Below are 24,631 nucleotides of genomic sequence, written 5' to 3' on the forward strand. Positions count from 1 at the left end.
CCCAGCGGCAACGACTGGGATCGGCCCCTCAGGGTCCGATCCCGGCCTTTTCGCCGTTTGGGGTAAATCTTGACATCAGCCCGGTTCGCCACCCGGTCCACCCGGCCCAGGACCACCTGGCCCGCCCGGTCCGCGGCCGCCCGGCGGACCGAAGCGCGGCTCGCGCTCGCCTTCTTTCGCTGCCGAACTGGCGCCGCCGATACGGTAGGACAACCCCACATACACCATGCGGCCATCGAAACGGCGCGTGCTGGTTTCGCGCAGCGAGGCGCTGTTGATGACAGTTTCCATCTTGTTGGTGCTGAGTACATCCGTCACGTTCATGACCAGACTCAGCTGCGGCGTCACCGTATGGCGCCAGCTCATGTTCAGCGTATTGTTCGGCGAGCGGTAGCCCTGGCCCGACAGCGTCTTGCCCTGCATCTGCAAGGCCATCTGCAACTGGTTGGACGGATTGAGCTGGTAGTTCAGGCGCGCGCGGCCGCTCAGGGAGTTGGCGATGCGCGTGCTGCGGTTGCCCAGGTCGTCCTGCGAGGTCTGCTCGCTGCGTGCCAGGTTGCCGCTGGTATTGAGTGTCAGCGATGGCGTCAGCTTGCCCGACAGGCTGAATTCCAGGCCGCTCGAATGGCTGCCGGCGCCGTTTTCACGCGTGGTCAGCAAGACATTGTCGCTGATGAAGTAACGGTAGTCGACAATCGCGTCCTTGTCGCGGCGGTGGTAGCCGCGCAGGCTGCTTTCCAGGCCGAACAATTTGGTTTCATAGCCGACCTCGAACGAATCGGTCTGCGTCGGTTTGAGTTGCGGGTTGCCGGACGAGACATTGAATTCGTCGCGGTACACCACGTACGGGTTCAGGTCGCCCGCGTTCGGACGGCGGATGCGGTGCGCATAGCTGAAACGCAGGTTGCTTTCGTCGTCGACCTTGTAGGTGGCGAACAGGCTGGGAATATAGTTCACATAGCTGTTGCCCGCTTCGATGCCGCCCGTGATCTGGCGGATGTCGAGGTCGGTGTATTCGGCCCGCAGGCCGGCCAGCGCACCCCAGCGCTCCGACAGGCGCATCTGGTAGGAGCCGTACAGCGCGATGGTGCGCTCGTCGAGTTCGTAGCGGTTGCTGCGCATCGGGTTGACGGTCTCGGCCAGCGTCAGCGGATTGATGTCCGTGTACAGCGTATCGAACCTGCTCTTGTTGTCGGCCACCTTGTAGCCGAGCTTGGCGGTGCCGCCGGCCAGCGGACGCTCGTAGTCGCCGCTGAAGTCGACGATGCGGTTGCCCGTGTCGCTGTGCTGGCGCGCACGGCTGTCCTGCGCGTTGCCGGTGGCAATCGCATAGACGTTGGCGTAGTCGCTGTTGTTTTCATTGTCGGACGACGACACGCGCAGATCGATCTTCAGCGTTTCGCCCGGCAACTCGCCCTTGTGATCGTAGCGCGCCCCCCAGCTGTAGTTGCGGCTGTCGCCATTGCGCAAGGTGCTGCGCACATAGTCGCCGATGGTATTGCCCGCGCTGTCGCCGTTGATGTAGCGGTCGGTCGAACGCGCGTCATTGCTGCGGCCGTTGTACGACACGCTGGCGGCCAGCGTGTCATTGGCGTTCAGGTTGTAGTTGACGGTGCCGTTTACGCCCAGCGAATCGTTCAGGCCGTTGCTGATGGAGCTCTGGCTGCTGGGGGCAAACGCGCCCGTCTGGCGGTCGAGCCGCTCGCGGCTCACTTCGCCCTCCGAATTGCGCCCGTCGTGGCGGAAATTGACGCCGCCCTGGAAACCCCATGGGCCTTCGTTATACGTGCCCGACACGGCCGTGTTGTAGCGGCCGGCGATGCCCTTGTTGGCATTGACGGTGGCAAAGCCGCCCGGCTTGCGGTTGCGCCGCATCACCAGGTTCAGGATGGGGCCGCCACCGGCTTCATTGCCAAACTGGGCGCCCGGATTGTTGATCACTTCCACCGATTCGATATCGTCGGCCGCCATCGCGTTCAGCGTGGCGCCGCGCGAATCGCCCTGCAGCATGGCCGACGGCTTGCCGTCGATCAGGATCTGCACATTGCTGCTGCCGCGCAGCGACACGGTGCCGTCCGGATCGACCGCCACCGACGGTACATTGTTCAGTGCATCGGCGGCGGTGCCATTGGTGCTGCCGACATCGGATTTGACGTCGTAGACCTGGCGGTCGATGCGGCCCGTCGGGCGCTCGGCCGTGACGCTGACGGAAGGCGTGGTATCAGTTGCGGCGGCAGCCTTGGCTGGCGGCGCGGTGGTGACGACGGCGTCGGCCGCCGGTGCGCTCTGGGCCTGGGCCTGGGTGGACAGCAGGCTGCCGCTGGCGAGGCAGCAGAATAGGAGTTTTTGCATGTATGGTCGGGTAATGGGTGGCGATGGTGGCCGCATGGCTTGCCATCTGTAGATGAATCAATGGCATGATTTTAGGTGGCACGCCAGGTGAGAACAATTGGTATTTACTCAGTTTAACGTTTAAAACGGTGTTGTAGCATTCCTGCCTCATCGTGCAGTGCCTCCATGGCACGCGCTGGCCGTGATAGATAGATAGATAGATGGATAGCTAGATAGCAAACACAATTATTTAGGCTATACTGAAGTCTTGCTAATCATTGTTATCAATCGGTAGAGAGCAATCATGATGGAAATTGAACTTGAAGCAGCGACCGATAGCGTCGTGTCGTTCGCCGGACGCCCCTCCGAACTCAGCGACCAGTTGCATGGACTGAAAAACGAGCGCGTGGTGGTGATCGCCATAGATGATATTTCACAGAGCGAGAATGACGCGCTGGAGAACATGTTGCGCGGCGCTGCCAGGCTGTTCAGACAGACGACGGAGGAGCAACTGGCCGAACAGATAGCGTTCCTGGCCAAAGCCTTCGCCCCGAAAGAACCCCCTACGCCGGTCATGTTGAAAGAGGCGGAAATGATGGCGCGCGCGCAGAAGGCCGTCTTCGCTTCTGCCGACTGGCTGACCGCATCGCAGGTGGCCACCGTGGCCGGCTTCAGCGACTCGAACCTGAGCGCCCAGCCCAGCAAATGGCGGCGCGAAGGAACCATCTTCACGGTCCGGCTCGATGGCACCGAATATTTTCCCGGCTATGGACTGGACCGCGACCATGGCTACCGCCCGTTGAAAGCGCTGAAAAAGATCATCGATCTGTTCAAGGGCAGCAAGGAAGGCTGGGGCCTGGCGTACTGGTTTTCTTCCCATAACAGTTTTTTGGGAGGCAAGCGGCCGCAGGACCTGCTGAAGACGGCGCCTGAACGCGTACTTGCCGCTGCGCAGGATGAACTGGAAGGCGTCGCACATGGCTGATCCGGCGACGACGCCGCTGCATCTGACAACATGCAAGTTGCCAGCCGGGACGTCATTGCACAGGATACATCAGAACATCTATGGGGCAATCCAGTTCAATCCTGGCGTCAAAGGCAATGCCCGCTTTTCCCCTGTCGCCAACCCAGCCGGAAAAGCCATTCCGACCCTGTATGCAGGCGACACATTCGATTGCGCTGCCATGGAATCGATCTTTCACGACGTGCCCTACACGCCAGGATTCAAAAGCGTCGCGAAAAGCAAACTCACCGGCCAGGTGCATTCCGAAGTCACTACCGTGTCCGAACTGATCCTGGTCGACCTGCGCACGATGGCCTTGCGCAAACTTGGCATGCAGCGCAAGGACCTTATCGACACCGAGAAAGACCGCTATCCCGCCACACGTGCGGTGGCGGCACAGATCCACGATCAGCAACGCAACGCCCAGGGCTTGCTGTGGACATCACGCCAGGATGACAGCGCCAGGTCCGTAGTCCTGTTCGGTGACCGGATTGCACCAGGCAGCTTGCAACAGGCAGGAAACTCGCGCGATCTGGTCAGTGACGTGGCCGCGTATGAAGCCGTATTGAATCTGGCTGGGCGCATCGGCGTCGAGATCGTTCCCGGCGTCTGAACCTGCAACGGCTTACGCCAGCAAGCCATTCTGCCGCGCCAGCTTCAGCCAGCCCGGATATTCCGTCATCAGCAAATCGTACAGTTCCCCATCGCTGTGTTCGTCGGGCGAGCTGACGGAAAAGTAATTGGCGTTGTCGATCAGGCGCCCGCCCAGTTCATCGAGTTTTTCCAGGAATGGAAAATCGGAATCGGCAAATGCGGCAAGGAATTTGCTTTTCGACTTGCGGCCCTTGCCGATGCCCATGAACTGCCAGAAGATCGGCTCGTTGCTGGCCCAGCGCAATTGTTTTTCCGTCGTTGCCTGGTCGCTGGTGCCGCCGTCCGTTACGAACATGACATACACCGGCAGCTCGGCGCGCAAGGGCCGCGTGCGCTCGCCGCCACGGGCGTCGGGGAAGTAAAAGGCGCGGATCGCTTCCATCGCCCGGCCATAGCGCGTATCGCCTTCGAGCGGATGATGGTCAATCGCGTTGCTGACATAGGTGGTGCAGTTGCGCAAGGCCATCGGATCGGGATGGTGGACGTTCTTGCCGAACAGGAAAACGTCGATCTCGCCGTCGTCATCGAACTTGCAGCCCAGCGCCAGGATACGCTCGGCGAACTGCTGCACCAGGCCATCGCGGTACAGGCGGCCCATGGAGCCGGAAATGTCGAGGCATAAACATACCTTGGCGCGATGCTCGGACAGACCCACTTTCTGCAGCGATACGCCAGCCTGCTTGACCAGGCTGACCAGCTGCGGCGCCTCGCGTTCGACGCGCTTTTCCAGGTTGATCTTGGCTTGCGCCACGGCTGACACAGCTGCCGGGGCGGCCGGGGCCGGTACAGCCTGGGCGACCTCGCCGCCAAAGTGGCGCACCAGCGCATCGAGGCCGCCGTTGAAACCCTGGCCCACGGCCATGAAACGCCATTGCCCGTCCTTGCGGTACAGCTCGCCCAGCATGATGGCTTTTTCCTGTGCAAAGTCCTTGCCGGTAAACGCAAAGCGGGCAAATTCACGCCCGCCAGCCTGCAGGCGCAGATAACCCGACTGCATCTGCGACATCACGCCGCCGCCATCGATGCTGGCCGTCAGCACCACGCGCTCTATGCTGGCCGGCAATCGCGCCAGCTGGAACGCGAACGCGGCATTGTCGCCCTGCGATCCCGCTTTGGCCTCGACCCCGCCGCACGGCGTGCGCGGCTGGTTGAAGAAGGTCATGTAGCGGTCATCGGACAGTTTGCCGGCCCCGTCGAGGCCGAAACAGGCAAAGTCGGGCGACAGCCCTTGCACCGCCGCGCCGATATCGAGCACGCCATCGGCGGCAAACTGCGCCAGCGGCAAACGCTGGCCCTGGGACAAAGCTTCCATGGCATGTTCCTTTACACGATTTACACGATATAGCGGCGCGGATTGGCCGCATTGAAGTTATCTTCGTCTTCCCTGTCCTCGCCCTTGAAGACGACGGGACCGTTGAAGTCGAGCTGCAAGGCATCGCCCTGCCAGCGCAGCCATGGCGTGGCCTCGCTGCCGGGCTCGGACGTTTTGCCCGAAGGCTCCAGCACGATGCTGTCGGCGGACACCCGCGCCAGGCCGATCACATAGGTGTAGACGGTGTCGTCGCCGGCTGCTGGCGACTGGCGGAAATCGAACGCACATTCGACCACCTGCTCGCCGTATTCCATCACCATTTTCGGGCGCATCGAGGCGACCGATACAGCGCCATTGCCCACGGCGGAATAGACGCTGAATACCAGGCCCACCGTGCCGCCGTAGAACTGCGCCAGGGAAGGATGGACTTCGACGGTTTCCGTGGCTGGCTCCTTGCCGGTTGCGCCGGTGACGTCGCCCCGGTGCAGCACATGGGGCATCAGGTCGAAGCTGCCGGCCCGTTCCGGCGCCTGGATAAAACGCATGCGTCCGTCCGGCAGCAGCATGCCGACGCGCAGGTCGAGGTCGTCGTTATCGTCGTCGCCATCGCCGTTATCCGTCCACGTGGCCCTGACGATCAGTTTTTTCGGCGCACCCGCGCCCTTCGCCAGCGACACTTTATGGGTCTGCCCCGCCTTGGTCAGCGAAATTTTGGACAGCGATATCGTCGGCGCCACAGGCTCGGCGGCGGCTTGCGCGACCTGGCCGCCAAAATGCGCAACCAGCGCGTCGAGGCCGCCGTTAAAACCTTGCCCGACGGCCATGAAACGCCACTGGCCGTCCTTGCGGTACAGCTCGCCCAGCATCACGGCTTTTTCATCGGCAAAATCCTTGCCGCCATAGGCAAAGCGGGCCAGCTCGCGGCCGCTGTCGAGCAGGCGCAGAGTGCCGCTGTCCAGCTGCGACAAGGTTGCTGCGCCATCGATGGCGGCCGTGATCACCAGCCGCTCGATGGAAGCGGGCAAGCGATCCAGCTGAAACCGGAAACCGGCTGCGTCGCCCGCGCCCGCCTGCGCTTCGACGCCGCCGCACGGCGTGCGCGGCTGGTTGAAAAACGTCATGTAGCGGTCGTCGGACAACTTGCCGGCGGCATCGAGGCCAAAGCACGCATAATCGAGCGGCACGCCTTCGCCGGCGATACCGATGTGCAAACCGTTGCCCGTGACTGGGCCGGCCAGCGCCAGGCGCTGCCCTTTGATCAGAGGTTCCATGTGGCAAAGTGAGATGAAGAAAAGCGGAAACCGGGACAGCGCAGGCCGTCCCGGCAAGTGAACTGATTAAGCATTAATACCAAACGATACTGCCAGCGGGCCCAGGCCGCCTTTGAAGCCCTGGCCGATCGCCTTGAATTTCCATTCGCTGCCGGCGCGGTAGATTTCGCCGAAGATCATGGCCGCTTCGGTCGAGCCGTCTTCCGACAGGTCGTAGCGGGCGATTTCCTGGCCGTTGTCGCCGTTCAGGCAGCGGATATACGCCTTGCTGACCATGCCGAAGTTCTGCTTGCGATTTTCCGCGTCGTGGATGGTGACGGCCACGGCGATCTTGTCGATATCGGCCGGCACGTTGGCCAGATCGATGGCGACTTTCTCGTCGTCGCCATCGCCGCCGCCGGTGGTGTTGTCGCCCGCGTGAACGATGGAGCCGTCGGCCGACTTCAGGTTGTTGTAGAAAATGAAGTCGGCATCGGAACGGGCCTTGCCGTCCGTTTTCAGCAGGAAGGCGCTGCCGTCCAGGTCAAAAGCGGCGCCGTCGGTAGCGCGCGGGTCCCAGCCCAGGCCAACCACGATTTTTTTCAGGCCCGGAGCTTCCTTGCTCAGGTTGACATTGCCGCCTTTTTGCAAACTGATCGCCATGATGTGTCCTCTATGAATAACTGAGTGGATAAGAAAAATGCCAATTCGGTAAGAGCCGTCAGCCTACCACAAAGTAAATGGATGCCAGACGCGCACTATTGAAAATAATGCCATGAAGAAAAATTTTAGCAAGGCCAGCGCTGCCGCATGTGCCGGAATGACCGATAATGCCGCTTTTGACCGTCCACCATTGCTCCTGATGAGACCAACGTTCCCGCTCCGGCTCGACCTGCTCCCCGGCACCCTGTGCGACGAACGCATGTGGACCAGCCTGGAACGCGCCCTGGGCGACGGCTACACTTGTCATCATCTGCCCTTGCACCTGCCGCGTACCCGCGCCGGCATGCGCGAGCTGATCGCCACGCACAGCGCGCCGCAGTCGCACCTGGTGGGTTTTTCGCTGGGCGCGTACCTGGCGCTGGAGCATGCGGTAGCTTATCCGGAACGCATCGCCTCGCTGACACTGATCGCCAATTCGGCCAAAGGGCTGCAGCCCGACGAGATTGCCACCCGCCAGCGCGTGATCGCCATGCTGGAACGCAATACCTATGCCGGCATCACGCGCCAGCGCCTGCGCGAGCTGCTGCACCCGTCGCACCTGGACGATGCCGCGATCACCGGCCTGATCAGGAAGATGGCGCTCGACCTGGGGAAAGAAGTATTGATCGCGCAGTTTGCCCAGACCTTCGACCGCCCGGACCTGATGGACCGTCTGCAGGACCTGCCCTTTCCGGTGCTGATCGTCGGCGCCGAAGGCGACCAGCTGGTGCAGGCTGGCGACCTGCGCGCGATGGCACAGCGCCTGCCGCACGCCACCTTGCATCTGCTGGCACAGCCGAGCGGCCATATGGTGCCGCTGGAAGCGCCCGGCGAACTGGCCGCCGTGATGGACGCCTTCCTGAACCGGGTTCAATCTGGAGCCTGAGAGCAATTTGAACGATAATGGCGGGTATCGGGCACGGCCCCAACCAATCCAGACAGATGCAATGAACCAACTGACCATTATCGTCGCCACCGACCAGCAGGGCGGCATCGGCATCAACAACACCCTGCCGTGGAAACTGCCGGAAGACCTGGCGCACTTCAAGCGCATGACTACCGGCCATCCGATCATCATGGGCCGCAAGACATTTGACTCGATCGGCCGGCCGCTGCCGAAGCGCCGCAATATCGTGATCACCCGCAATGCCGACTGGCAGCACAATGGCGTGGAAGCCGTCACATCGGTGGCAGCGGCAATCACGCTGCTCGATGGCGTTGAGGGGTTTGTGATTGGCGGCGCGGAAATCTACAGGCAGTCGCTGGCACTGACGAGCCGCCTGATCATTACCGAAATTGGCCAGACCTTCGACTGCGATGCTTTCTTTCCAGCCATTAACAGGGAAGAATGGCAGGAAACGGCCCGCGAGGCGCATGTTTCCGCCGTTTCCGGCTTGCCATATGCGTTGGTGACCCTGCAGCGCAAAGCCTGACATGCGGCTTTTTGACGCGTCATACGCTCGTCACACCATTCAGGCAGTCTGACGCACGGTTTTAGTTATTTCGATATGATATTTTTTTCCCGCAGATGCCGCATTTCTGCGAGAATCCCGTTCTTATTTTTTTTCTGCGATTGCCTGGCCACTTGATCAGCCGGCGGTCGCGCCCTAGTCCGCCCCTCCACACCAGTTCAGGGGCGGCTTGCTTTTTTGGAGACATGCATGAAATTTCGTTTCCCCATCGTCATTATTGACGAGGATTTCCGTTCTGAAAATACGTCCGGCCTGGGCATTCGCGCCCTTGCCGCCGCAATGGAAAAAGAAGGCATGGAAGTGCTGGGCGTGACCAGCTACGGCGACCTGTCGCAATTTGCCCAGCAACAATCGCGCGCGTCGGCCTTCGTGCTGTCGATCGACGATGAGGAGTTCGGCGCCGGTTCGGTCGAGGAAACCGATCATGCGTTGAAGTCGTTGCGCGCGTTTGTCGAAGAGATCCGCCACAAGAACGCCGATATCCCGATCTACCTGTACGGCGAAACGCGCACCTCGCGCCATATCCCGAACGATATCCTGCGCGAACTGCACGGTTTCATTCACATGTTCGAGGATACGCCAGAGTTCGTCGCGCGCCATATCATCCGTGAAGCAAAATCGTACCTGGACGGCCTGTCGCCGCCGTTCTTCCGCGCGCTGGTGCACTACGCCAACGACGGTTCGTATTCGTGGCACTGCCCCGGCCACTCGGGCGGCGTGGCGTTCCTCAAGTCCCCGATCGGCCAGATGTTCCACCAGTTCTTCGGTGAAAACATGCTGCGCGCCGACGTCTGCAACGCCGTCGAAGAACTGGGCCAGCTGCTCGACCATACCGGCCCGGTTGCCGCCTCCGAACGCAATGCGGCGCGCATCTTCAATGCCGACCATTGCTACTTCGTCACCAACGGCACCTCGACCTCGAACAAGATGGTGTGGCACTCGACCGTCGCGCCAGGCGATATCGTCGTGGTGGACCGCAACTGCCACAAATCGATTTTGCACTCGATCATCATGTGCGGCGCGATTCCCGTGTTCCTGATGCCGACCCGCAATCACCTGGGCATTATCGGCCCGATTCCGCTGGCCGAATTCACCCCGGAAAGCATCGCCCGCAAGATCGAGGCGAATCCGTTCGCGCGCGAAGCGAAGAACAAGAAGCCGCGCATCCTGACCATCACCCAGTCGACCTACGATGGCGTGATCTACAACGTGGAAACCCTGCGCGAAATGCTCGATGGCAAGATCGACACCCTGCACTTCGACGAAGCGTGGCTGCCGCACGCCACCTTCCACGATTTCTACAAGAACATGCACGCGATCGGCAAGGACCGTCCGCGCGCCAAGGAATCGATGATCTTCTCGACCCAGTCGACGCACAAACTGCTGGCCGGCCTGTCGCAGGCCTCGCAAATCCTGGTGCGCGAATCGGAACAGGTCAAGCTGGACCAGGACGCCTTCAATGAAGCCTACCTGATGCACACCTCGACCTCGCCGCAGTATTCGATCATCGCCTCGTGCGACGTGGCTGCGGCCATGATGGAAGCGCCGGGCGGCACCGCGCTGGTGGAAGAGTCGATCATGGAAGCGCTCGATTTCCGCCGCGCCATGAAGAAGATCGACCAGGAATGGGGCCAGGACTGGTGGTTCCAGGTATGGGGACCGGACAGCTTCAACGACGAAGGCATGGGCCAGCAGGAAGACTGGATGATACGCGCCGAGGACGACTGGCACGGTTTCGGCGACCTGGCTCCCGGCTTCAACATGCTCGACCCGATCAAGGCCACCATCGTCAACCCGGGCCTGTCGCTGGACGGCCAGTTCGGCGAGACAGGCATCCCGGCCTCGATCGTCACCAAATACCTGGCCGAGCACGGCGTGATCATTGAAAAATGCGGCCTGTACTCGTTCTTTATCATGTTTACCATCGGCATCACCAAAGGCCGCTGGAACACGCTGCTGACGGCCTTGCAGCAGTTCAAGGACGATTACGACAAGAACCAGCCGATGTGGCGCATCCTGCCGGAATTTGCGGCGGCCAATCCACGCTACGAAAAAATGGGCCTGCGCGACCTGTGCCAGCAGATCCATGATTTCTACAAGGCGTACGACGTGGCGCGCCTGACGACGGAGATGTATCTGTCGGACATGATCCCGGCCATGAAGCCGTCGGACGCATTTGCCAAGATGGCGCACCGCGAAATCGAGCGCGTCGCCATCGACGAGCTGGAAGGCCGCATCACGTCGATCCTGCTGACGCCGTATCCACCGGGCATTCCGCTGCTGATCCCGGGCGAACGCTTCAACAAGACCATCGTCGACTACCTGCGCTTCGCACGCGACTTCAACGAGCGCTTCCCTGGCTTCGAGACCGATGTGCACGGCCTGGTGAAACGCGAGGTGGACGGCAAGCGCGGTTACTTCGTCGACTGCGTACGCATGGACGAGAGCGCCTAAAAAGCGTTCATGCTGGCCCTGAACGTTGTTAAGCGCTCTCGGTAAAGCTGCTTAATTGCACGAAAAACGCCGCCTGCCTGCCAGGCGGCGTTTTTCGTTAACGGCGCGTTTTAGCGGCTCGCGCACGCTTGCGGCAGATCAAACGCAGGGCCGTTCCGGCTTCTAAGATGGGCGCCTCGCTGGCTACATCGTGGTGGGACGGGGATGGCGCTCAAGGTCTGGCTGGAGGTCATGCAACAGGCGGCGGCCGGCACGGGCGCCCTGCTTGGTGCAGCCTTGCAGCAGGCCCAGCTGTCGTTGTGCGGCACCGGCGATGCGCCGCACGGCATCGTGCTGTTTGCGCATGCCGATACGGCGCTGCTGCAGGCGCTGGCCATCCTGTGCCGGCAGGCGCGCGTGCTGGCGATTGCCGCCGGCGCGCGGCCATTGACGTGCACCGAGCAGCGTGCCGTGATGGCGGCCGGCGCGCGCGATCTGCTGCTATGGCTGCCAGAAGCCGTCGATGCCGGCCAGGTGCTGGCGCGGCTGCAGCGCTGGCAGGCGGTGGCGCAATTGCTCGAGTCCGAGGCCGTGCGGGGCCGGCTGGTCGGTCACAGCTGCGCCTGGCGCTGCCTGCTGCACGACGTGGTGGAAATGGCCGCCTTCAGCCAGGCGTCCGTGCTGATCACGGGCGAGACCGGCACCGGCAAGGATCTGCTGGCGCAACTGATCCATCGCCTCTCCGCCTGCCGCGGCGCGTTGACCGTGCTCGACTGCACCACGCTGTCGCCGGAACTGGCCGGCAGCGAACTGTTCGGCCACGAACGGGGCGCGTACACGGGCGCGGCCGGCGCGCGCGACGGCGCGTTTGCGCTGGCCGACGGCGGCGTGCTGTTTCTCGATGAAATCGGCGAACTGCCGCTGACCATGCAGGCGCAGCTGCTGCGCGCGATCCAGGAGCGCAAGTACAAGCGCATCGGCGGCAGCACCTGGCAGCCGACCGCGTTCCGCCTGGTGTGCGCCACCAACCGCGTGCTGGAAGACGAGGTGGCGCGCGGTGCTTTCCGTGCCGACCTGTACTACCGCATCGCCGGCTGGCGCTGCCAGACGCCGCCGCTGCGCGAGCGCCAGGACGACATCCTGCCGCTGACCATGCATTTTCTGCGCGAGCTGGCGCATGCGGCGCCGCCCGCGCTGGACCAGGCAGTGCGCGAGTACCTGCTGCTGCGCGCGTATCCGGGCAATGTGCGCGAACTGCGCCAGACCGTCACGCGCCTGTGGCAGCGCCACTGCGGCCCCGGCCCGATCACCATCGGTGCGCTGCCGCCGGAAGAACGGCTGGCCGCGCCGCACTGGCCCGACCAGCAGTTCGAGGCGGCGATCCGGCACGCGCTGGCCCTGGGGCTGCAGCTGCCCTGCATCACGCGAGCCGCCGCCGAGGTGGCGATCCGCCTGGTGCTCGACGAGGAGCGCGGCAGCAACCAGCGCGCCGCCGCCCGGCTCGGCGTCACCGACCGCGCCCTGCAGATCCGCCGCAAGGCCGCTGCCTGCGCAGACAAGGCGGCGACACCATGACTTACGCCCCGGGCGCCACCCCGGTCAGCACGATGCGGCTGCCGCGCCGCCGCCAGCGCCCGCTCTCGCCACCTTGCGGCACGGCCGGGCGAAAATGCGGCAACTGCCACCGCAGCGCCTGCGTCAGCGCCTGCTCCACCGCGCGCGGGCCGCCGTCGCCGTTCTCGGCCGACTGCCCGGCCAGCTGCGCCGCCTGGCCCGCCACGCGCACGAAGCGGCGCGCCACCTCCAGTTCGTCCTCGCCAGACAGTTCGGCGCCGAATTCCAGCTCCAGCGCATTGCTGGCGGCGCGGCCCAGCGCCGAACCGAGCGCCGTGCCCACGCCCGGAATCGGGATCATCGAGCCGAGCGCGCCGCCGACGAAGGGCAAGGCCGTCTTCGCCACCGCCTTCAGGGCGCCGCCGAGGGGCCTGGCAATCTTCTTGACGCCCTTCCAGACACTTTTGAAAACCTTGCCGAGAAACTGCTCCAGTTCCTGTTCGCTGGACACCTCCAGCAGCTCCATCGCCAGCTCCAGTTCTTCCTGTTCGCCAAACAAGGCTGGCTGCGCGCCAAACTCCATCACTTCAAAGCCCGCGCCGGCGCGCTGCCGGCACTGGCCGCATTCGCATTCAAGTTGATGCATGATGATCTCCCTGGTCAGGTCAACCCCAAGTCTCGCCCATCACTTCCATCTCCAGTTCGCGCCGCTGGTTGGTCAGCACGCCGCGCCGGTGCGTGAACATGTCGCCATGGATGTCTTTTTCGATCTGTCGCCGCTGGGCGGCGGACGATAACGGCGCCACATAGACCACATGCTTGCCCATGTCCAGGCCCATCATCTTGCCGCACAGGTGATGCTGCTTGAGGCGCCGCCGCAAGTTGTCGGTCTGGCCGCTGTAGGCGCGCCGGCCATCCCTGGTATCGAATTCGATCAGGTACAGGCCCGCACCGGTGCCTTTCGGGTCCTTGACGGCGGCCTCGATATTTCCCAGCGACTGGTATTGCAGGCTGGCGCCCTGCGGGATGCGGCCCAGCGTTGCAGCGAGCACCGGCGGTACCTCGCCCTGCCCTTCATCGACGCCCTGATCCGGTTCGTCCTGCTGATCGAATCCCGGTTCAGGCCCGAGCGCCGGCTCTGGCACGGGATAGGGTACCGGATAGCTGCCCCAGCCACGGAAACGCGGCGGCAGGTACGGCAAGGGATACGCGGGATAGCGTGGTGGCGGCCGTCGCGGCTGGTAGCGTGGCGGCATGGGCCGGCGCGGGCCGCGCAATGGCGGCCGCGCACGCAGGCCGCCGCCCCGGCCACGCCCGCCGCCGCCGGGGCGGCGCAAGCGTTCGTCCTCCCACTCCTGCTCGTCCTCGTCTTCCCATTCCTGTTCCCATTCCTGCCCTTGCTCCCATTCCTGTTCCTGTTCCCACTCCATCGCCTGGGCCGGCTGCACGCCAAACGGCAGCACTTCAAATGACTCGTTCATATCGCCTCCTCACATGATCTTCCAGCAGCCCGATCACCTGTGCCAGCTGCGCCGGCACATGATCGGCCCGCAACAAAAACGTCAGCGCTCCCGCGCCGCCGTCCGTCTGCGCCAGTGCCCGCACGCCGGCCTGCGCCAGCGGCCCCTGCAGCCGGGCCAGGCCGGGCAGGCGCTGCACGGGAAACGTCCCGCCAAGGCTGGCGATGCCAGCCCGTTGCATGCTGCCGCGCCACTGCGCCACATTGGCTGCCAGCCGGGCGCGCAGACTGTCGCCATGGCGCAGATTGATATCGAGCGCCCGGCGCGCCGCCGCCAGCACCGCCGCCGACGGCGGGCTGGCATGCACGCGCGTCTGGCTGTGCGCCTCGAAGCGCCGCAGCACCGCACGGCTGGAACCCAGCAGCGCCAGCGGCACGCCAAAGCCCTTGGCCAGCGAGGCGGCGATGATCAGGCGTTCGCCGACCAGGCCATGCCGGCGCGCCGAGCCTCCGCCCCGTTTCCCGCTCAAGCCCAGTACCTGCGTGTCGTCCAGCAGCAGATAACCGCCGCCGTCCTCGGCGATCTGCGCATAGCGCGCCAGTGGCGGCGGCTGCTCGCTGCCCGGCACATAACCGTCTGCCACGATCAGCGGGCGCCGTCCGGCGCGCCGCCAGCGATGCGCCAGCTGCTGTAGCGCCGCCACCTCGCCCGAGCGGAACAGCTGCAGCGGCAATCCCAGCGCCTGCGCGCGTTCGGCGCCCCAGCGTGCGATCGGATAGCTGCCGCCGTCGATCAGGATGGCCAGCGGCTCGGCAGCGAGCATGCCGAACAGGTCCCAGAACAGATGCAGCGTCGACGGCAGCAAACAGGCGCCCTGGCAGCCCTGCAAGCGGGCCAGCTCGGCCGCCAGCGCGCGCGCGCCGGCCGGCTCCTGCAGCGCGGCCGGCTGGCCCAGCGTCAGCGCCTCCCACGGCGCCAGCAGCGTTGAGGGATGGCGCATGCCCAGGTACAGGGCACTGGTAAAATCGAGCATGCGCGCCCGCTTCCTGCTTACCCCTGCACGCTGCGCAGCTGCTGGCTGAGGCGCTGGCGCAGCAGGATCGACGGCATGGTCGCTTCGACCGCCGGGTCGCTGGTATCGACCGACAGGTCGACCCCGGTGGCGGCGCGGTAGCCGTGGATATAACCCTGCACCTGCGGCCGCCAGAAGCGGGCCCAGTTGAACGCCTGGGTCGGCTCGTAGATATCGCTCCAGTTGCCGTAGCGCACCGACAGCAGCAGCTGTTCGCCGAAGATGGCCAGGTTACGGAAGTGCATCACGCTGGTATCGGTCCAGCCCTGCAGTTTTTTCATGGCGTCGACGCGGTCCATCCACGGTTCCGGATACGCCACCATCACGCGCGTGGGCAAAAACTCGCGGAACTCGGGCCGCGCCAGCATCCATTGCTGCATCAGCATTTCGATGCGGGCGGTGGATGGCAGGTCGCCGAACTGGTTGTGCGCGCCCTGCGACAGGATCAGGTGGATCTCCTTCAGGGCATTCAGTACCGGGAAGGCGTCGGCCTTGACGGTGGTGTCGTCATCCTGCTTGTAGAACGAGGTCAGCAGCCGCAGCAGGTGGTGGAAGGCTTCCAGGAATTTCGAGCGGCTGTCGGCTGGCCGGAAGTGCTGCACTGCCTTGCCATCGAGCCGCACGCCGTAATGATGGTCATACTCGTAGTTGCGGCGCATCACGGTCAGCCGATGCTGCTCATCCTGGGTATAGCCCCACAGCAGATTGTTCAAGGGACGCAGCATGTCGATTTCCGTGTTCGACAGGGGATCGAGATGCCTGCCCGGCGCGCGCAGGTTCTGGAAGCGCTGCGTGATGGCGTTCATGGTTTGCACCAGCATGCCTTCTTCGTGCCAGTACGACCAGATCAGTTCGAGCAGGCAGGGATTGGCCAGTTTTTCCTGGATGATGCCGAAGCACAGGTCCACTTCGCCTTCCTGTCCACGCGGAATGCTGACCGGAATATCGGGCAGCTTGCGGCGGATCACGGCCAGGTAGGGCAAGGTCTGGAAGCCGTCGACATTTTCCAGGTAGTCGCTGCGCAGCACGGTTTCCAGGTCGCGCCCCAGCGGAATGTCGCGCCGGTCCAGATACGCATTGTCTTCGGCCGGGTTGAAGGCGAGCGGCTGATTGAGCACGCCGCAATTGACCATCACGAACGCTTCCGTCGCCACCTTCAGCACGCGATAGGAATCCGCGTCCGAGAACGGCAGGGCACGCCGCTGCTTGAGCTGCTGGAATACCTCGGCCTTTTTCACGAAGCGTTCCTGCTCGAAGCCGCGCACGCCGGCCACGTCGCTGCAGAACAGGCTGTCCATGAAGTGCAGGTAATTGGTAAACGACATGGCCTCGGTGCTGTTGCGGATCAGCGTCCACAGCGGCAGGTCTTCGGTCGGTTCGGTCTCCGTGCGCGACAGCGACACGCCCACATTGCCGGAAATCGGCGTCGGCTGGCGCTCTTCCGTGTCGTACTCGGCGTCGACCGCCAGCATGGCGTTCGGGCTCAGCCCCTCCGGCGTAGGCAGCAGGTTGTACACCTCGGGCCGCTGCGACAGCATCATCTGCGCCGCAAACCGGTGCATGCCGGCGCGCCGCACGCGCGTGAAAAACGCATGCAGCTTGCCGCGCAGCGGCATCCACGGCGAGGCCGCCAGCACCTGCACCAGCGCGCGGCCGTCGGCACTCTGGTCGCCATCGAACGAGACGGTGGCCACCGCCCGGTCGCCGACGCGGCCGAAATTGCAGTCGCTGGGCTGGCAGTCGCCGGTTTCAAATACCAGCTCCACCTGGGGATTGATCTGCGGCTGGAAACACAGCATGGCGCTGCAGCCGGCCTGCACCTGCACGCATTGCGGCGCCGTGGCGGGGAAGTTGCCGTACATGCCCACGTAGCTGCCGCTCGGCAGGTGGGAAAACACGGTGCCGCCACCGCCATCGGTCCAGCGCACGCCGACCAGCATGGCCGGATCCGTCACCCAGGCAGCCGGATCGAACTGCTGGCAACTGGCGTCGCCATTGCGGTACAGGCTGATGGCGGCATTGACCACCATGCGCCCGCTATCGCGTTCATGTACGGTGACGGCGATGCTGCCCCCTTCGTCTTTCGGCCCTGCGCCTGCCTGGCCAGCGGCCCTGTGTTTGCTGCTCATGTCATTCTCCTCAATGGATAATCAGTCGTGACGCCAGCTGCGGCAACGGTGCGCCAGGCAGCCTGCCATGGCGCAGCGCGCTATGGCGTAGTACATCTGCGCACAGTTCCGACGTGTCGAGCGTGGCGCGCAGGGCCCAGTGGGTCAGCAAGCGCCCCAGCAATTCACTTTCGTCCTCCGGGCTCAGGCCACCGCTGGCGCGCGCCTGGCCCAGCACCGCAAACACCAGCGTGGGCGCCGCCTGGTACATCTGGCGCGGCGCCGCGCTCCAGCGCCGGAACAGCTGCGCCAGCAGGGCTGGCTGGCGCGTGTGCACGGCCATCACTTCGGCCAGCGAGCTGCCCTGCAGGGCAGGCGGGCGATGCTGCACCAGCAGGCCCACCAGCGCCGCCATGCTGGCCTCCAGCTGGCGCAGCAACTGCTGCTGGGCCGGCGGCAGTCCCTGCGGCGGGTAATATGACAGCCACAGCTGCTCGATGCGGGTCCACTGCGGGTGCGGATACAGGGCGCGGCCCATGGCGCAGCTCAGGCGCACGCGCAGCCACGGCACCGGATGCGGGTCGTCCAGGTTCAGGCGGAACACAAACACGCGCGGCAGGCTGACCACGCCGATCAGGCCCAGCGTGGCGGCCACGCCAACCCGTGCCAGCGACCAGAAATCGGCGACGATCTCGGAGATCCAGCGCTCCCACAGCTGCCACACGTGCACTGCTCCGCTGCCGCCATGCTGCATCGCCTGCAACACCGGGCGCAATGACGCCACCAGGTCCAGCAGCGCCGCGCCCTGGTGGCCGATCTCGTGCACCAGCGAGGAAGCGATGCCGCTGCCGATCATGCGTTCGCGCGGCAGGCGGATGATGGCGACCGGATTCTCGCCGCCGCCCGGCAAGCGCGTGCGCGCACGGCGGATCGCGGCGCCCGGCCCCCGGTCCAGGTAGCAGATCAGCGGCGGGCTCTGGTAATAGCGCCCGGGCAGCGCGAGCGCATCGGCGGCAACGATATCGAGTCCCGACAGCCAGACGCCCGTCTTGTGCTCGCTGCGCTGCGTGATGACCTCGTTGAACAGGTCGAACTGGGTCAGCGCCGCATTGAATTTCAGGCGCAGGAAAGTAAAGCGGCGCTGTGCCTCGGCCGGCGTGGCAGTGCTGGCACGGTTCTCCAGCTCGCGCCGCAGCCACCACTGGAACTGCGTCACCAGCCGCCGCAGCTCGCGCCGGCCCTGCACCAGCTGGCTTTCGATGGCCGACTGGGCGCTGGGCATCAGGGCGGCGGCCAGCACCGTCGGCTCGATCAGCGCGAACGGTTCCAGCCGTCCCAGGCGCGCCAGCAGCGAGCGTGCTTCCTGGGCCAGCATCCAGCCGGCATAAGCGCCGATGGCCATGATGTCAGACGCCGTACAGGACGATTTTCTGGCCCTGGCGCGCCCAGCGGCCGCTGGCCCCGCGCCCGCCCTGCCCCGGCCCCTGTCCCGGCCTTGCCGCGCCGCCGCCATTTTGCGCGGATGAACCGCCGGGGCGCGCCAGCAGTCCCGGCGCGAACTGGCGCGCCGCCGCGCTGGCCGCCGACTGGGCAACCGCGCGCGGATCGCCGCCCTGGCGTGCCTGCGTGGCCCGGTTGACGGTGTCGGCTGCCAGGCGCACGAACTGCTTCGCGCCTTCGAACTCGCGGTCCTCGTTCGAACTGCTTTCCGCCTCCAGGCCCAGCGCGTTGCCGGCCGCCGAGGCCAGGCCGCTGCCGATCTTGGCGCCCAGCGGGCCGCCGAAATAGCCGCCGATGGCGCCGCCAGCCAGCGGAATCGCCTTTTTCGCCACGCCCTTGAGCACGCCGCCGACGGCCTGGCCGATCGGCGACTTGATGACGCTGCCCGCCACCGAGGCGGCCTTGCGCAGGAAATTGCCGAGAAACTGTTCCAGTTCGGCTTCATTGCTGACCGACAGCAGTTCATTGGCCAGCTCCATTTCCTCTGCTTCCGAGAACAGCGCGTTGCCGCCCTCGCCGCTCCATTCGCCCTGGCCATATTCGAACTGCTCCGCTTCGAAGGCAGACGTTTCCTGGCCGTATTCCATGGTGGTACGATCGATGTCATGCATGATGAGCTCCCGTGAGTAAAACGTTACCGGACGGCCAGGCCGCCCGCCCCTAACAACCGGACACGACGATGTGCCCGCCTTCGCGGCGCCAGCGTCCTGCCGCCGGTGGCCGCGACGCCTGCGCCGCATGCTTGAGCAGGCCAGGCGCCAGCGTGCGCGCGGCCTGCAGCAGCGCTGCCGCCACCTTGGGTTGCGGCGCGCCGCTGGCCCCGCCGTGCCGCGCCAGTTCCGTGGCGACTGAACAGATCAGCTGCACCGTGCGTCTCGCCAGTTCGAATTCCTTGTCTTCCGGGCTCAGCCCTTCCAGCTCCATGCCGAAGATGCGCGCCATGCGCCGCAGGCGTTCCGGTGCCGCGCCGTGCAACGGCAGCAGCGGCGCCAGTATTTGACCCAGCAGTTGGCGCAGCGGCCGTGCCAGCGGCGTGCCGCGCAACTGGCGGCCGGCACCGGTGGTGGCCAGCAGGTGCGAGAGATAGGCGCCGACATCGCTCGCCGTGCGCACCTCCAGCAAGCGGGTGGCCAGCGCCAGTTCATCTTCCTGCTGCAGCGGCAGCGCGGCGGCGGGCAAGGCCATTTCCATTTCGGGACGGTAAGCGAGCAAGCGACTGGTCATGACAGGCTCCGGCAACTGAAAGTCAGGGGCAAGCAGCCCTGGTGCCGTTTTTTTTGCAAGGCCCGTGCCAGCGCCCGGACCTGGAATATCACCCAAATCCGGCGAAATACGCTTCGCCGATGGTGTAACAACCATGGTTTCCGGCGAACCCAGTTTCGCTTCAATATGAGCTTTTCTGACAAGCTTAATTTATCGAAAGTTTTGCGTATCTAATATGCGACAGTAGACGTTTTCAGGTAAAAATATTTCCTTACTGCAAAATAAAAAAAGCAGGCAAGTTCCTTCAATACCTGACAAAAAATGCCCATCTGCAACCAATGCACAATGTGATCAAACCGAAAATATCGGTTTGGAAACGCTATTTCTTATGAGCAGGCTCTACAATGACGGGGCTTACCACAACTTGCCCAACGGAAACTAAATGAGCTACCCGAACGTGCGCCGCGTGCTGGCGTCAACTTTATTGAGCCTGCTGGCCGCCTGCGGCGGCGGTGGCGGCGGCGACAGCGCGCAACCATCGGCACAGCGGCCGGAAGTTGTCGTCACGCTGCCAGTGACAACGCCGGCCACGCCCGCTGCGCCAGGTACGGTCACGCCGCCGGTGGTGGCGCCGTCACCCGCACCGGCTCCCGTTGCCGCGCGCACCTTTACGCGGGCCGAAGCCGCGCGCTTTCTCGGCCGCGCTACCATGGGCCCGAACATGGCGGCGATCGATGCACTGGCCGCCAGCGACAGCGACGCCTGGTTTACGGCCCAGTTCGTCAAGCCGCAGACCCTGCACCGCAGCTATATCGACCAGATGCTGGCGACCCAGGCGGCCGGCGGCGCCAAGGTCAACTACACGGCGTTTTATGAGTCGTTCTGGCTGCAGGCCATCCAGGGCGAAGATCAACTGCGCCAGCGCGTGGCGTTTGCGCTGTCGGAAATTTTCGTCATCTCGCTGCAAAACGAATCGGTCAAGGCGCAAGTGCGCGGCACCGCCAGCTATGTCGACATGCTGGGGCAGCATGCATTCGGCAACTTCCGCAACCTGCTCGAAGGCGTGGCGCTGCACCCGATGATGGGCCTGTACCTGTCGCACCTGCGCAACCAGAAAGAATCGGGCACGCGCACGCCCGACGAGAATTTCGCGCGCGAAGTGATGCAGCTGTTTTCCATCGGCCTATACCAGCTCAATGCGGACGGCAGCCTGAACCTGTCGAGCGGCAAGCCGGTTGATACCTATGCACGCGAAGACGTGGCCGGCCTGGCCAAGGTGTTTACCGGCCTGAGCTGGGCCGGCCCGGACCAGTCCACCAACCGCTTCAATGGCGGCACGGCCGACCCCGACCGCGACTGGAAACCGATGCAGATGTATCCGGCCCTTCATTCGAGCAGCGAAAAACGCTTCCTGGGCCAGACCATTTCCGGCGCCACCAGCGGCGAAGCCGATATCAAGGTGGCGCTCGACACCCTGTTCAACCATCCGAACGCGGCGCCGTTCTTCAGCCGCCAGCTGATCCAGCGCCTGGTCACCAGCAACCCGAGCGCCGCGTATATCGGCCGCGTCTCGGCCGTGTTTGCCAACAATGGCAAGGGCGTGCGCGGCGACATGCAAGCCATGGTGCGCGCCGTCCTGCTCGACCCGGAAGCGCTGGCACCTGCCGGCACCACCCTGCGCACCGGCAAGCTGCGCGAACCGCTGCTGCGCCTGGCCGGCTGGATGCGCGCCTTCGACGCCAAGGCGACGACGGGCCGCTATCGCATCTATTACCTGGACGACCCGTTGACGGGCCTGGCGCAAAGCCCGCTGAACGCCGCCTCCGTATTCAATTTTTTCCGCCCATCGTATGTACCGCCCAATTCGGCGATTGCCAGCGCGGGCCTGGTGGCGCCGGAACTGCAGGTCAGCTCGGAACCGTCCGTGACAGGCTACCTGAATTTCATGCAAGAGGCGATCAATACGGGTGTGGGCGAAAGCCGCGAAGTCAAACCCGACTACACGAAGGAACTGGCGCTGGCCGGCGACGCCAATGCGGTGGTCGACCGGGTCGACCTGTTGCTGCTGCAGGGCGCCATGCCATCGCGGCTGCGCGGACAGATCGTCGGCGCCGTCAATACCATTACGCTGCCGGCCGCCACGGCCGGCAATGCCACGCAGGTCGCCAATGCGCAGGCCAACCGCGTCAAGCTGGCGATTTTCCTGGCCATGGCCTCGACCGATTACCTGGTGCAGAAATAAGCAAGGACAGACTCATGACCACCAACGCGCCCCATTTTTCCCGCCGCCGTTTTCTCGGCTCCATGCTGACCCTGGCCGGCACCAGCGCCGCGCCGTTCGCGCTGAACCTGGCCGCCATGGGCAACGCCGCCGCGCAGTCGGCCAACGATTACAAGGCCATGGTGTGCCTGTTCCTTGCCGGCGGCAACGACACGTTCAATACGGTGCTGGCCACCGACCCCACTTCGTGGAACGAGTACCTGCGCGTGCGCAATACCGGTGGCAGCGATTCGATCCATCTGCCGGGCGTGAGCGAAACGGGCGGCGTGCTGCCGATCACGCCGGCCACGGCACAGGCCGGCCGCAGCTTCGCGCTGCACCCCAGCCTGGGTCCGCTGAAAGAGCTGTTCGACGGCGGCCGCGCGGCCGTGGTGGCCAATGTCGGCACCTTGATCGCGCCGACCACCCTGGCGCAGTACAAGGCACGCAGCGTGGCGCTGCCGCCCAAGCTGTTTTCGCACAACGACCAGCAGTCGACCTGGCAGTCAGGCCAGCCCGAAGGCGCCAGCGTGGGTTGGGGCGGCCGCCTGGGCGACCTGACGGTGGCAGGCAACACCAACGCCATGTTTACCGCCATCTCGGCGGCCGGCAATACGGTGTTTCTCAGCGGCCGCCAGGTACGCCAGTTCCAGGTCGGCCAGGGCGGCGCGGTGGCGATCCGTGGCGCCAGCGGCAACCTGTTCGGCACGCCTGCCGGCTCCACCGCCCTGCAAGCCATCCTGGCCGATGCCGGCAACGACCTGATCGAACAGGAACAAAAAGCGGTGGTGCAGCGCGCCATCTCCAGCCAGGCCATCCTCAGCAGTTCCATGCTGGCGGCCGGCCCGACCGGCGTGCCCAACCCATCCACCTACATCAATCCGACCACCGGCGTGGCGGCAGTCAATCCGCTGGCGGTGCAGCTGCAGACGGTGGCGCGCATTATCGGCGCGCGCGGTGCGCTGGGCGCGAAGCGGCAGGTGTTTTACGTGACCTTGGGCAGCTTCGACACCCACGACCGCCAGAAAGTGCTGCATGCCGACCTGATGGCGCGCCTGGCGCACGCGCTCGCCTACTTCGACACCACGCTGGCCGCGCTGCAGGGCAGCGATCTGCGCAACCAGGTCACCACCTTCACGGCGTCGGACTTCGGCCGCACCTTTACCAGCAATGGCGACGGTACCGACCACGGCTGGGGAGCGCACCACTTCGTGGTGGGCGGCGCCGTGCGCGGACGCGATATCTACGGCGCCTACCCGACTACCGGACTGGGCCATGAGCTCGACGTGGGCTCCGGCTCGCTGCTGCCGACCACCTCGGTCGACCAGTACGGCGCCACGCTGGCCAAATGGTTCGGCGTGCCGGACAGCCAGCTGGGCGAGGTGTTCCCCAACCTGGCCAATTTCAGCAAGCGCGACCTGGGTTTCATGACCGCCCAGCCTGCTTAGCCGTTGACGCCGATGGTCAGCGTGACGACATAGCCATCGGTGACATTGCCCGTCACGCTGGCCATCTGCAAGCTGGTGCCGTCACTGAAGACATTGTCGGTGGCATAGCTGATCTGCGCCAGGTTGCGCACGCTGGACGCATAGCCGCTGGCCGTGTAGACCTCGTTCAGCGTTGCCAGCGGAAACGTGAATTGCGAGGTCTTGACACGGTTGCTGGCGGCCGCCGCTCTGGCCAGGCTCGGATAGACCTCGAAATGCACGTGCGGCATGCGGCCGGAGTAACAGCCCGGAAAGATCGTCGTGAACGACAGGCTGCCCGTGCTGTCCGTTTCCTGTACCCCGCGCAGGTAGTTCTGTGCCGTCACGCCGCTCGAATACAGCGAATACAGGCCGTCGCGGTCGCAATGCCACAAGTAGATCGCGTAGCCGGCCAGGCTGGCGCAGCCGGCGTTGGCGTTGACCAGCTGCAGCCTGATGGTCAGCGGCACGCCCGCCGCCACGCCGGTGGCGCCGTTGAAACTGCTGCGGATATCGCTGCGCACCACGCCGGTCTGGTTCAGCACGTTGATAATGCTGCCGCCATTGGTATTGGTGCCGTCGGCCGGATACGGGCCGCCCGTTTCTTCCGGAATCACCGCACAGGCGCCTGCGGTGGTAGTGGTGGTCGTGGTGCCGCTGCTGCCGGTGCCGGTGCCGGTCGAGGCGCTGGCCGTGTCGCTGCCGCCCGAGCCACCGCAGCTGATCAGGGGCAAGGTGGCAGCGCCCGCCAGCACCCAGCGCAGCAGCCGGCGCCGTTCCAGCGCCTGCCGCTGCATCACTTCGAGGTCGGACGCGAGGCCGAAATCATGCAAATCCATATGTACTCCGCT

At 64.6% G+C, this 24,631-nt stretch carries 20 protein-coding genes; 8 read left to right on the plus strand and 12 right to left on the minus strand.

The window, feature by feature from the left end; genetic code table 11:
- Positions 1-75 precede the first annotated feature (75 nt).
- Positions 76-2,352, minus strand: coding sequence for an outer membrane beta-barrel family protein (locus RTQ46_RS09045; protein WP_312436021.1), 2,277 nt, complete (start codon positions 2,350-2,352; stop codon positions 76-78).
- Between the two features lie 283 nt (positions 2,353-2,635).
- On the opposite strand from RTQ46_RS09045, the gene RTQ46_RS09050 reads away from it, so the two are divergent.
- Both RTQ46_RS09050 and RTQ46_RS09055 read left to right on the plus strand, forming a co-directional pair.
- Complete coding sequence (locus RTQ46_RS09050; RefSeq protein ID WP_312436022.1) at positions 2,636-3,316, plus strand: hypothetical protein; 681 nt, start codon at positions 2,636-2,638, stop codon at positions 3,314-3,316.
- Positions 3,309-3,947 carry an RES family NAD+ phosphorylase gene (locus RTQ46_RS09055; protein WP_312436023.1) on the plus strand — a complete coding sequence of 213 codons (639 nt, stop codon included), beginning with the start codon at positions 3,309-3,311 and terminating at the stop codon, positions 3,945-3,947. Before RTQ46_RS09050 ends, RTQ46_RS09055 begins: the two co-directional genes overlap by 8 nt.
- A 12-nt stretch (positions 3,948-3,959) precedes the next feature.
- On the opposite strand, the gene RTQ46_RS09060 is transcribed toward RTQ46_RS09055, so the two are convergent.
- The 3 genes from RTQ46_RS09060 to RTQ46_RS09070 all read right to left on the minus strand — a co-directional run bounded on the left by RTQ46_RS09060 (position 3,960) and on the right by RTQ46_RS09070 (position 7,213).
- Positions 3,960-5,300: a VWA domain-containing protein gene (locus RTQ46_RS09060; protein ID WP_312436025.1), complete on the minus strand. Its 1,341-nt coding sequence runs from the start codon at positions 5,298-5,300 to the stop codon at positions 3,960-3,962.
- 20 nt (positions 5,301-5,320) lie between these two features.
- Positions 5,321-6,571, minus strand: coding sequence for a TerD family protein (locus tag RTQ46_RS09065; RefSeq protein ID WP_312436026.1), 1,251 nt, complete (start codon positions 6,569-6,571; stop codon positions 5,321-5,323).
- Between the two features lie 66 nt (positions 6,572-6,637).
- The gene (locus RTQ46_RS09070) at positions 6,638-7,213 is read right to left on the minus strand and encodes a TerD family protein (protein ID WP_312436028.1); all 576 of its coding nucleotides are present in this window, start codon (positions 7,211-7,213) and stop codon (positions 6,638-6,640) included.
- Positions 7,214-7,412: 199 nt separating this feature from the next.
- On the opposite strand from RTQ46_RS09070, the gene RTQ46_RS09075 reads away from it, so the two are divergent.
- From RTQ46_RS09075 to RTQ46_RS09090, 4 genes are all read left to right on the plus strand, one after another.
- Positions 7,413-8,138 (plus strand): alpha/beta fold hydrolase, encoded by a 726-nt coding sequence (locus tag RTQ46_RS09075; protein ID WP_312436029.1) that lies wholly within the window; start codon positions 7,413-7,415, stop codon positions 8,136-8,138.
- 61 nt (positions 8,139-8,199) lie between these two features.
- On the plus strand, positions 8,200-8,685 hold the full coding sequence (locus RTQ46_RS09080) for a dihydrofolate reductase (RefSeq protein WP_312436031.1): 486 nt from the start codon (positions 8,200-8,202) through the stop codon (positions 8,683-8,685).
- Positions 8,686-8,913: 228 nt separating this feature from the next.
- Positions 8,914-11,178, plus strand: coding sequence for an arginine/lysine/ornithine decarboxylase (locus RTQ46_RS09085; protein WP_312436032.1), 2,265 nt, complete (start codon positions 8,914-8,916; stop codon positions 11,176-11,178).
- Positions 11,179-11,382: 204 nt separating this feature from the next.
- A complete protein-coding gene (locus RTQ46_RS09090; protein ID WP_312436033.1) occupies positions 11,383-12,732 on the plus strand; it encodes a sigma 54-interacting transcriptional regulator in 1,350 nt (449 codons plus the stop codon).
- 1 nt (position 12,733) lies between these two features.
- On the opposite strand, the gene RTQ46_RS09095 is transcribed toward RTQ46_RS09090, so the two are convergent.
- The 7 genes from RTQ46_RS09095 to RTQ46_RS09125 are packed head-to-tail and all read right to left on the minus strand — an operon-like array spanning position 12,734 to position 20,075.
- Positions 12,734-13,357 carry a hypothetical protein gene (locus RTQ46_RS09095; protein WP_312436035.1) on the minus strand — a complete coding sequence of 208 codons (624 nt, stop codon included), beginning with the start codon at positions 13,355-13,357 and terminating at the stop codon, positions 12,734-12,736.
- 19 nt (positions 13,358-13,376) lie between these two features.
- The gene (locus tag RTQ46_RS09100) at positions 13,377-14,192 is read right to left on the minus strand and encodes a GIY-YIG nuclease family protein (protein WP_312436036.1); all 816 of its coding nucleotides are present in this window, start codon (positions 14,190-14,192) and stop codon (positions 13,377-13,379) included.
- Positions 14,176-15,204: a hypothetical protein gene (locus tag RTQ46_RS09105; RefSeq protein ID WP_312436038.1), complete on the minus strand. Its 1,029-nt coding sequence runs from the start codon at positions 15,202-15,204 to the stop codon at positions 14,176-14,178. The genes RTQ46_RS09100 and RTQ46_RS09105 overlap by 17 nt, the downstream gene beginning before the upstream one ends.
- Positions 15,205-15,221: 17 nt before the next feature.
- Positions 15,222-17,372, minus strand: a complete 2,151-nt coding sequence (locus RTQ46_RS09110) for a hypothetical protein (protein ID WP_312436040.1) — start codon at positions 17,370-17,372, stop codon at positions 15,222-15,224.
- Between the two features lie 10 nt (positions 17,373-17,382).
- Entirely contained in the window at positions 17,383-18,753 is a 1,371-nt protein-coding gene (locus tag RTQ46_RS09115) for a hypothetical protein (RefSeq protein WP_312436041.1), read from the minus strand.
- 4 nt (positions 18,754-18,757) lie between these two features.
- Entirely contained in the window at positions 18,758-19,462 is a 705-nt protein-coding gene (locus tag RTQ46_RS09120; protein WP_312436043.1) for a hypothetical protein, read from the minus strand.
- A 49-nt stretch (positions 19,463-19,511) separates the two neighbouring features.
- On the minus strand, positions 19,512-20,075 hold the full coding sequence (locus RTQ46_RS09125) for a hypothetical protein (protein WP_312436044.1): 564 nt from the start codon (positions 20,073-20,075) through the stop codon (positions 19,512-19,514).
- Positions 20,076-20,496: 421 nt separating this feature from the next.
- On the opposite strand from RTQ46_RS09125, the gene RTQ46_RS09130 reads away from it, so the two are divergent.
- Both RTQ46_RS09130 and RTQ46_RS09135 read left to right on the plus strand, forming a co-directional pair.
- On the plus strand, positions 20,497-22,296 hold the full coding sequence (locus RTQ46_RS09130; protein WP_312436046.1) for a DUF1800 domain-containing protein: 1,800 nt from the start codon (positions 20,497-20,499) through the stop codon (positions 22,294-22,296).
- 14 nt (positions 22,297-22,310) lie between these two features.
- Positions 22,311-23,762, plus strand: a complete 1,452-nt coding sequence (locus RTQ46_RS09135) for a DUF1501 domain-containing protein (protein WP_312436047.1) — start codon at positions 22,311-22,313, stop codon at positions 23,760-23,762.
- On the opposite strand, the gene RTQ46_RS09140 is transcribed toward RTQ46_RS09135, so the two are convergent.
- Positions 23,759-24,619, minus strand: a complete 861-nt coding sequence (locus tag RTQ46_RS09140; RefSeq protein ID WP_312436049.1) for an intradiol ring-cleavage dioxygenase — start codon at positions 24,617-24,619, stop codon at positions 23,759-23,761. The genes RTQ46_RS09135 and RTQ46_RS09140 overlap by 4 nt on opposite strands.
- Positions 24,620-24,631: the final 12 nt, after the last annotated feature.

It is taken from the genome of Janthinobacterium sp., from assembly GCF_031995485.1.
Classification (GTDB): domain Bacteria; phylum Pseudomonadota; class Gammaproteobacteria; order Burkholderiales; family Burkholderiaceae_D; genus Janthinobacterium.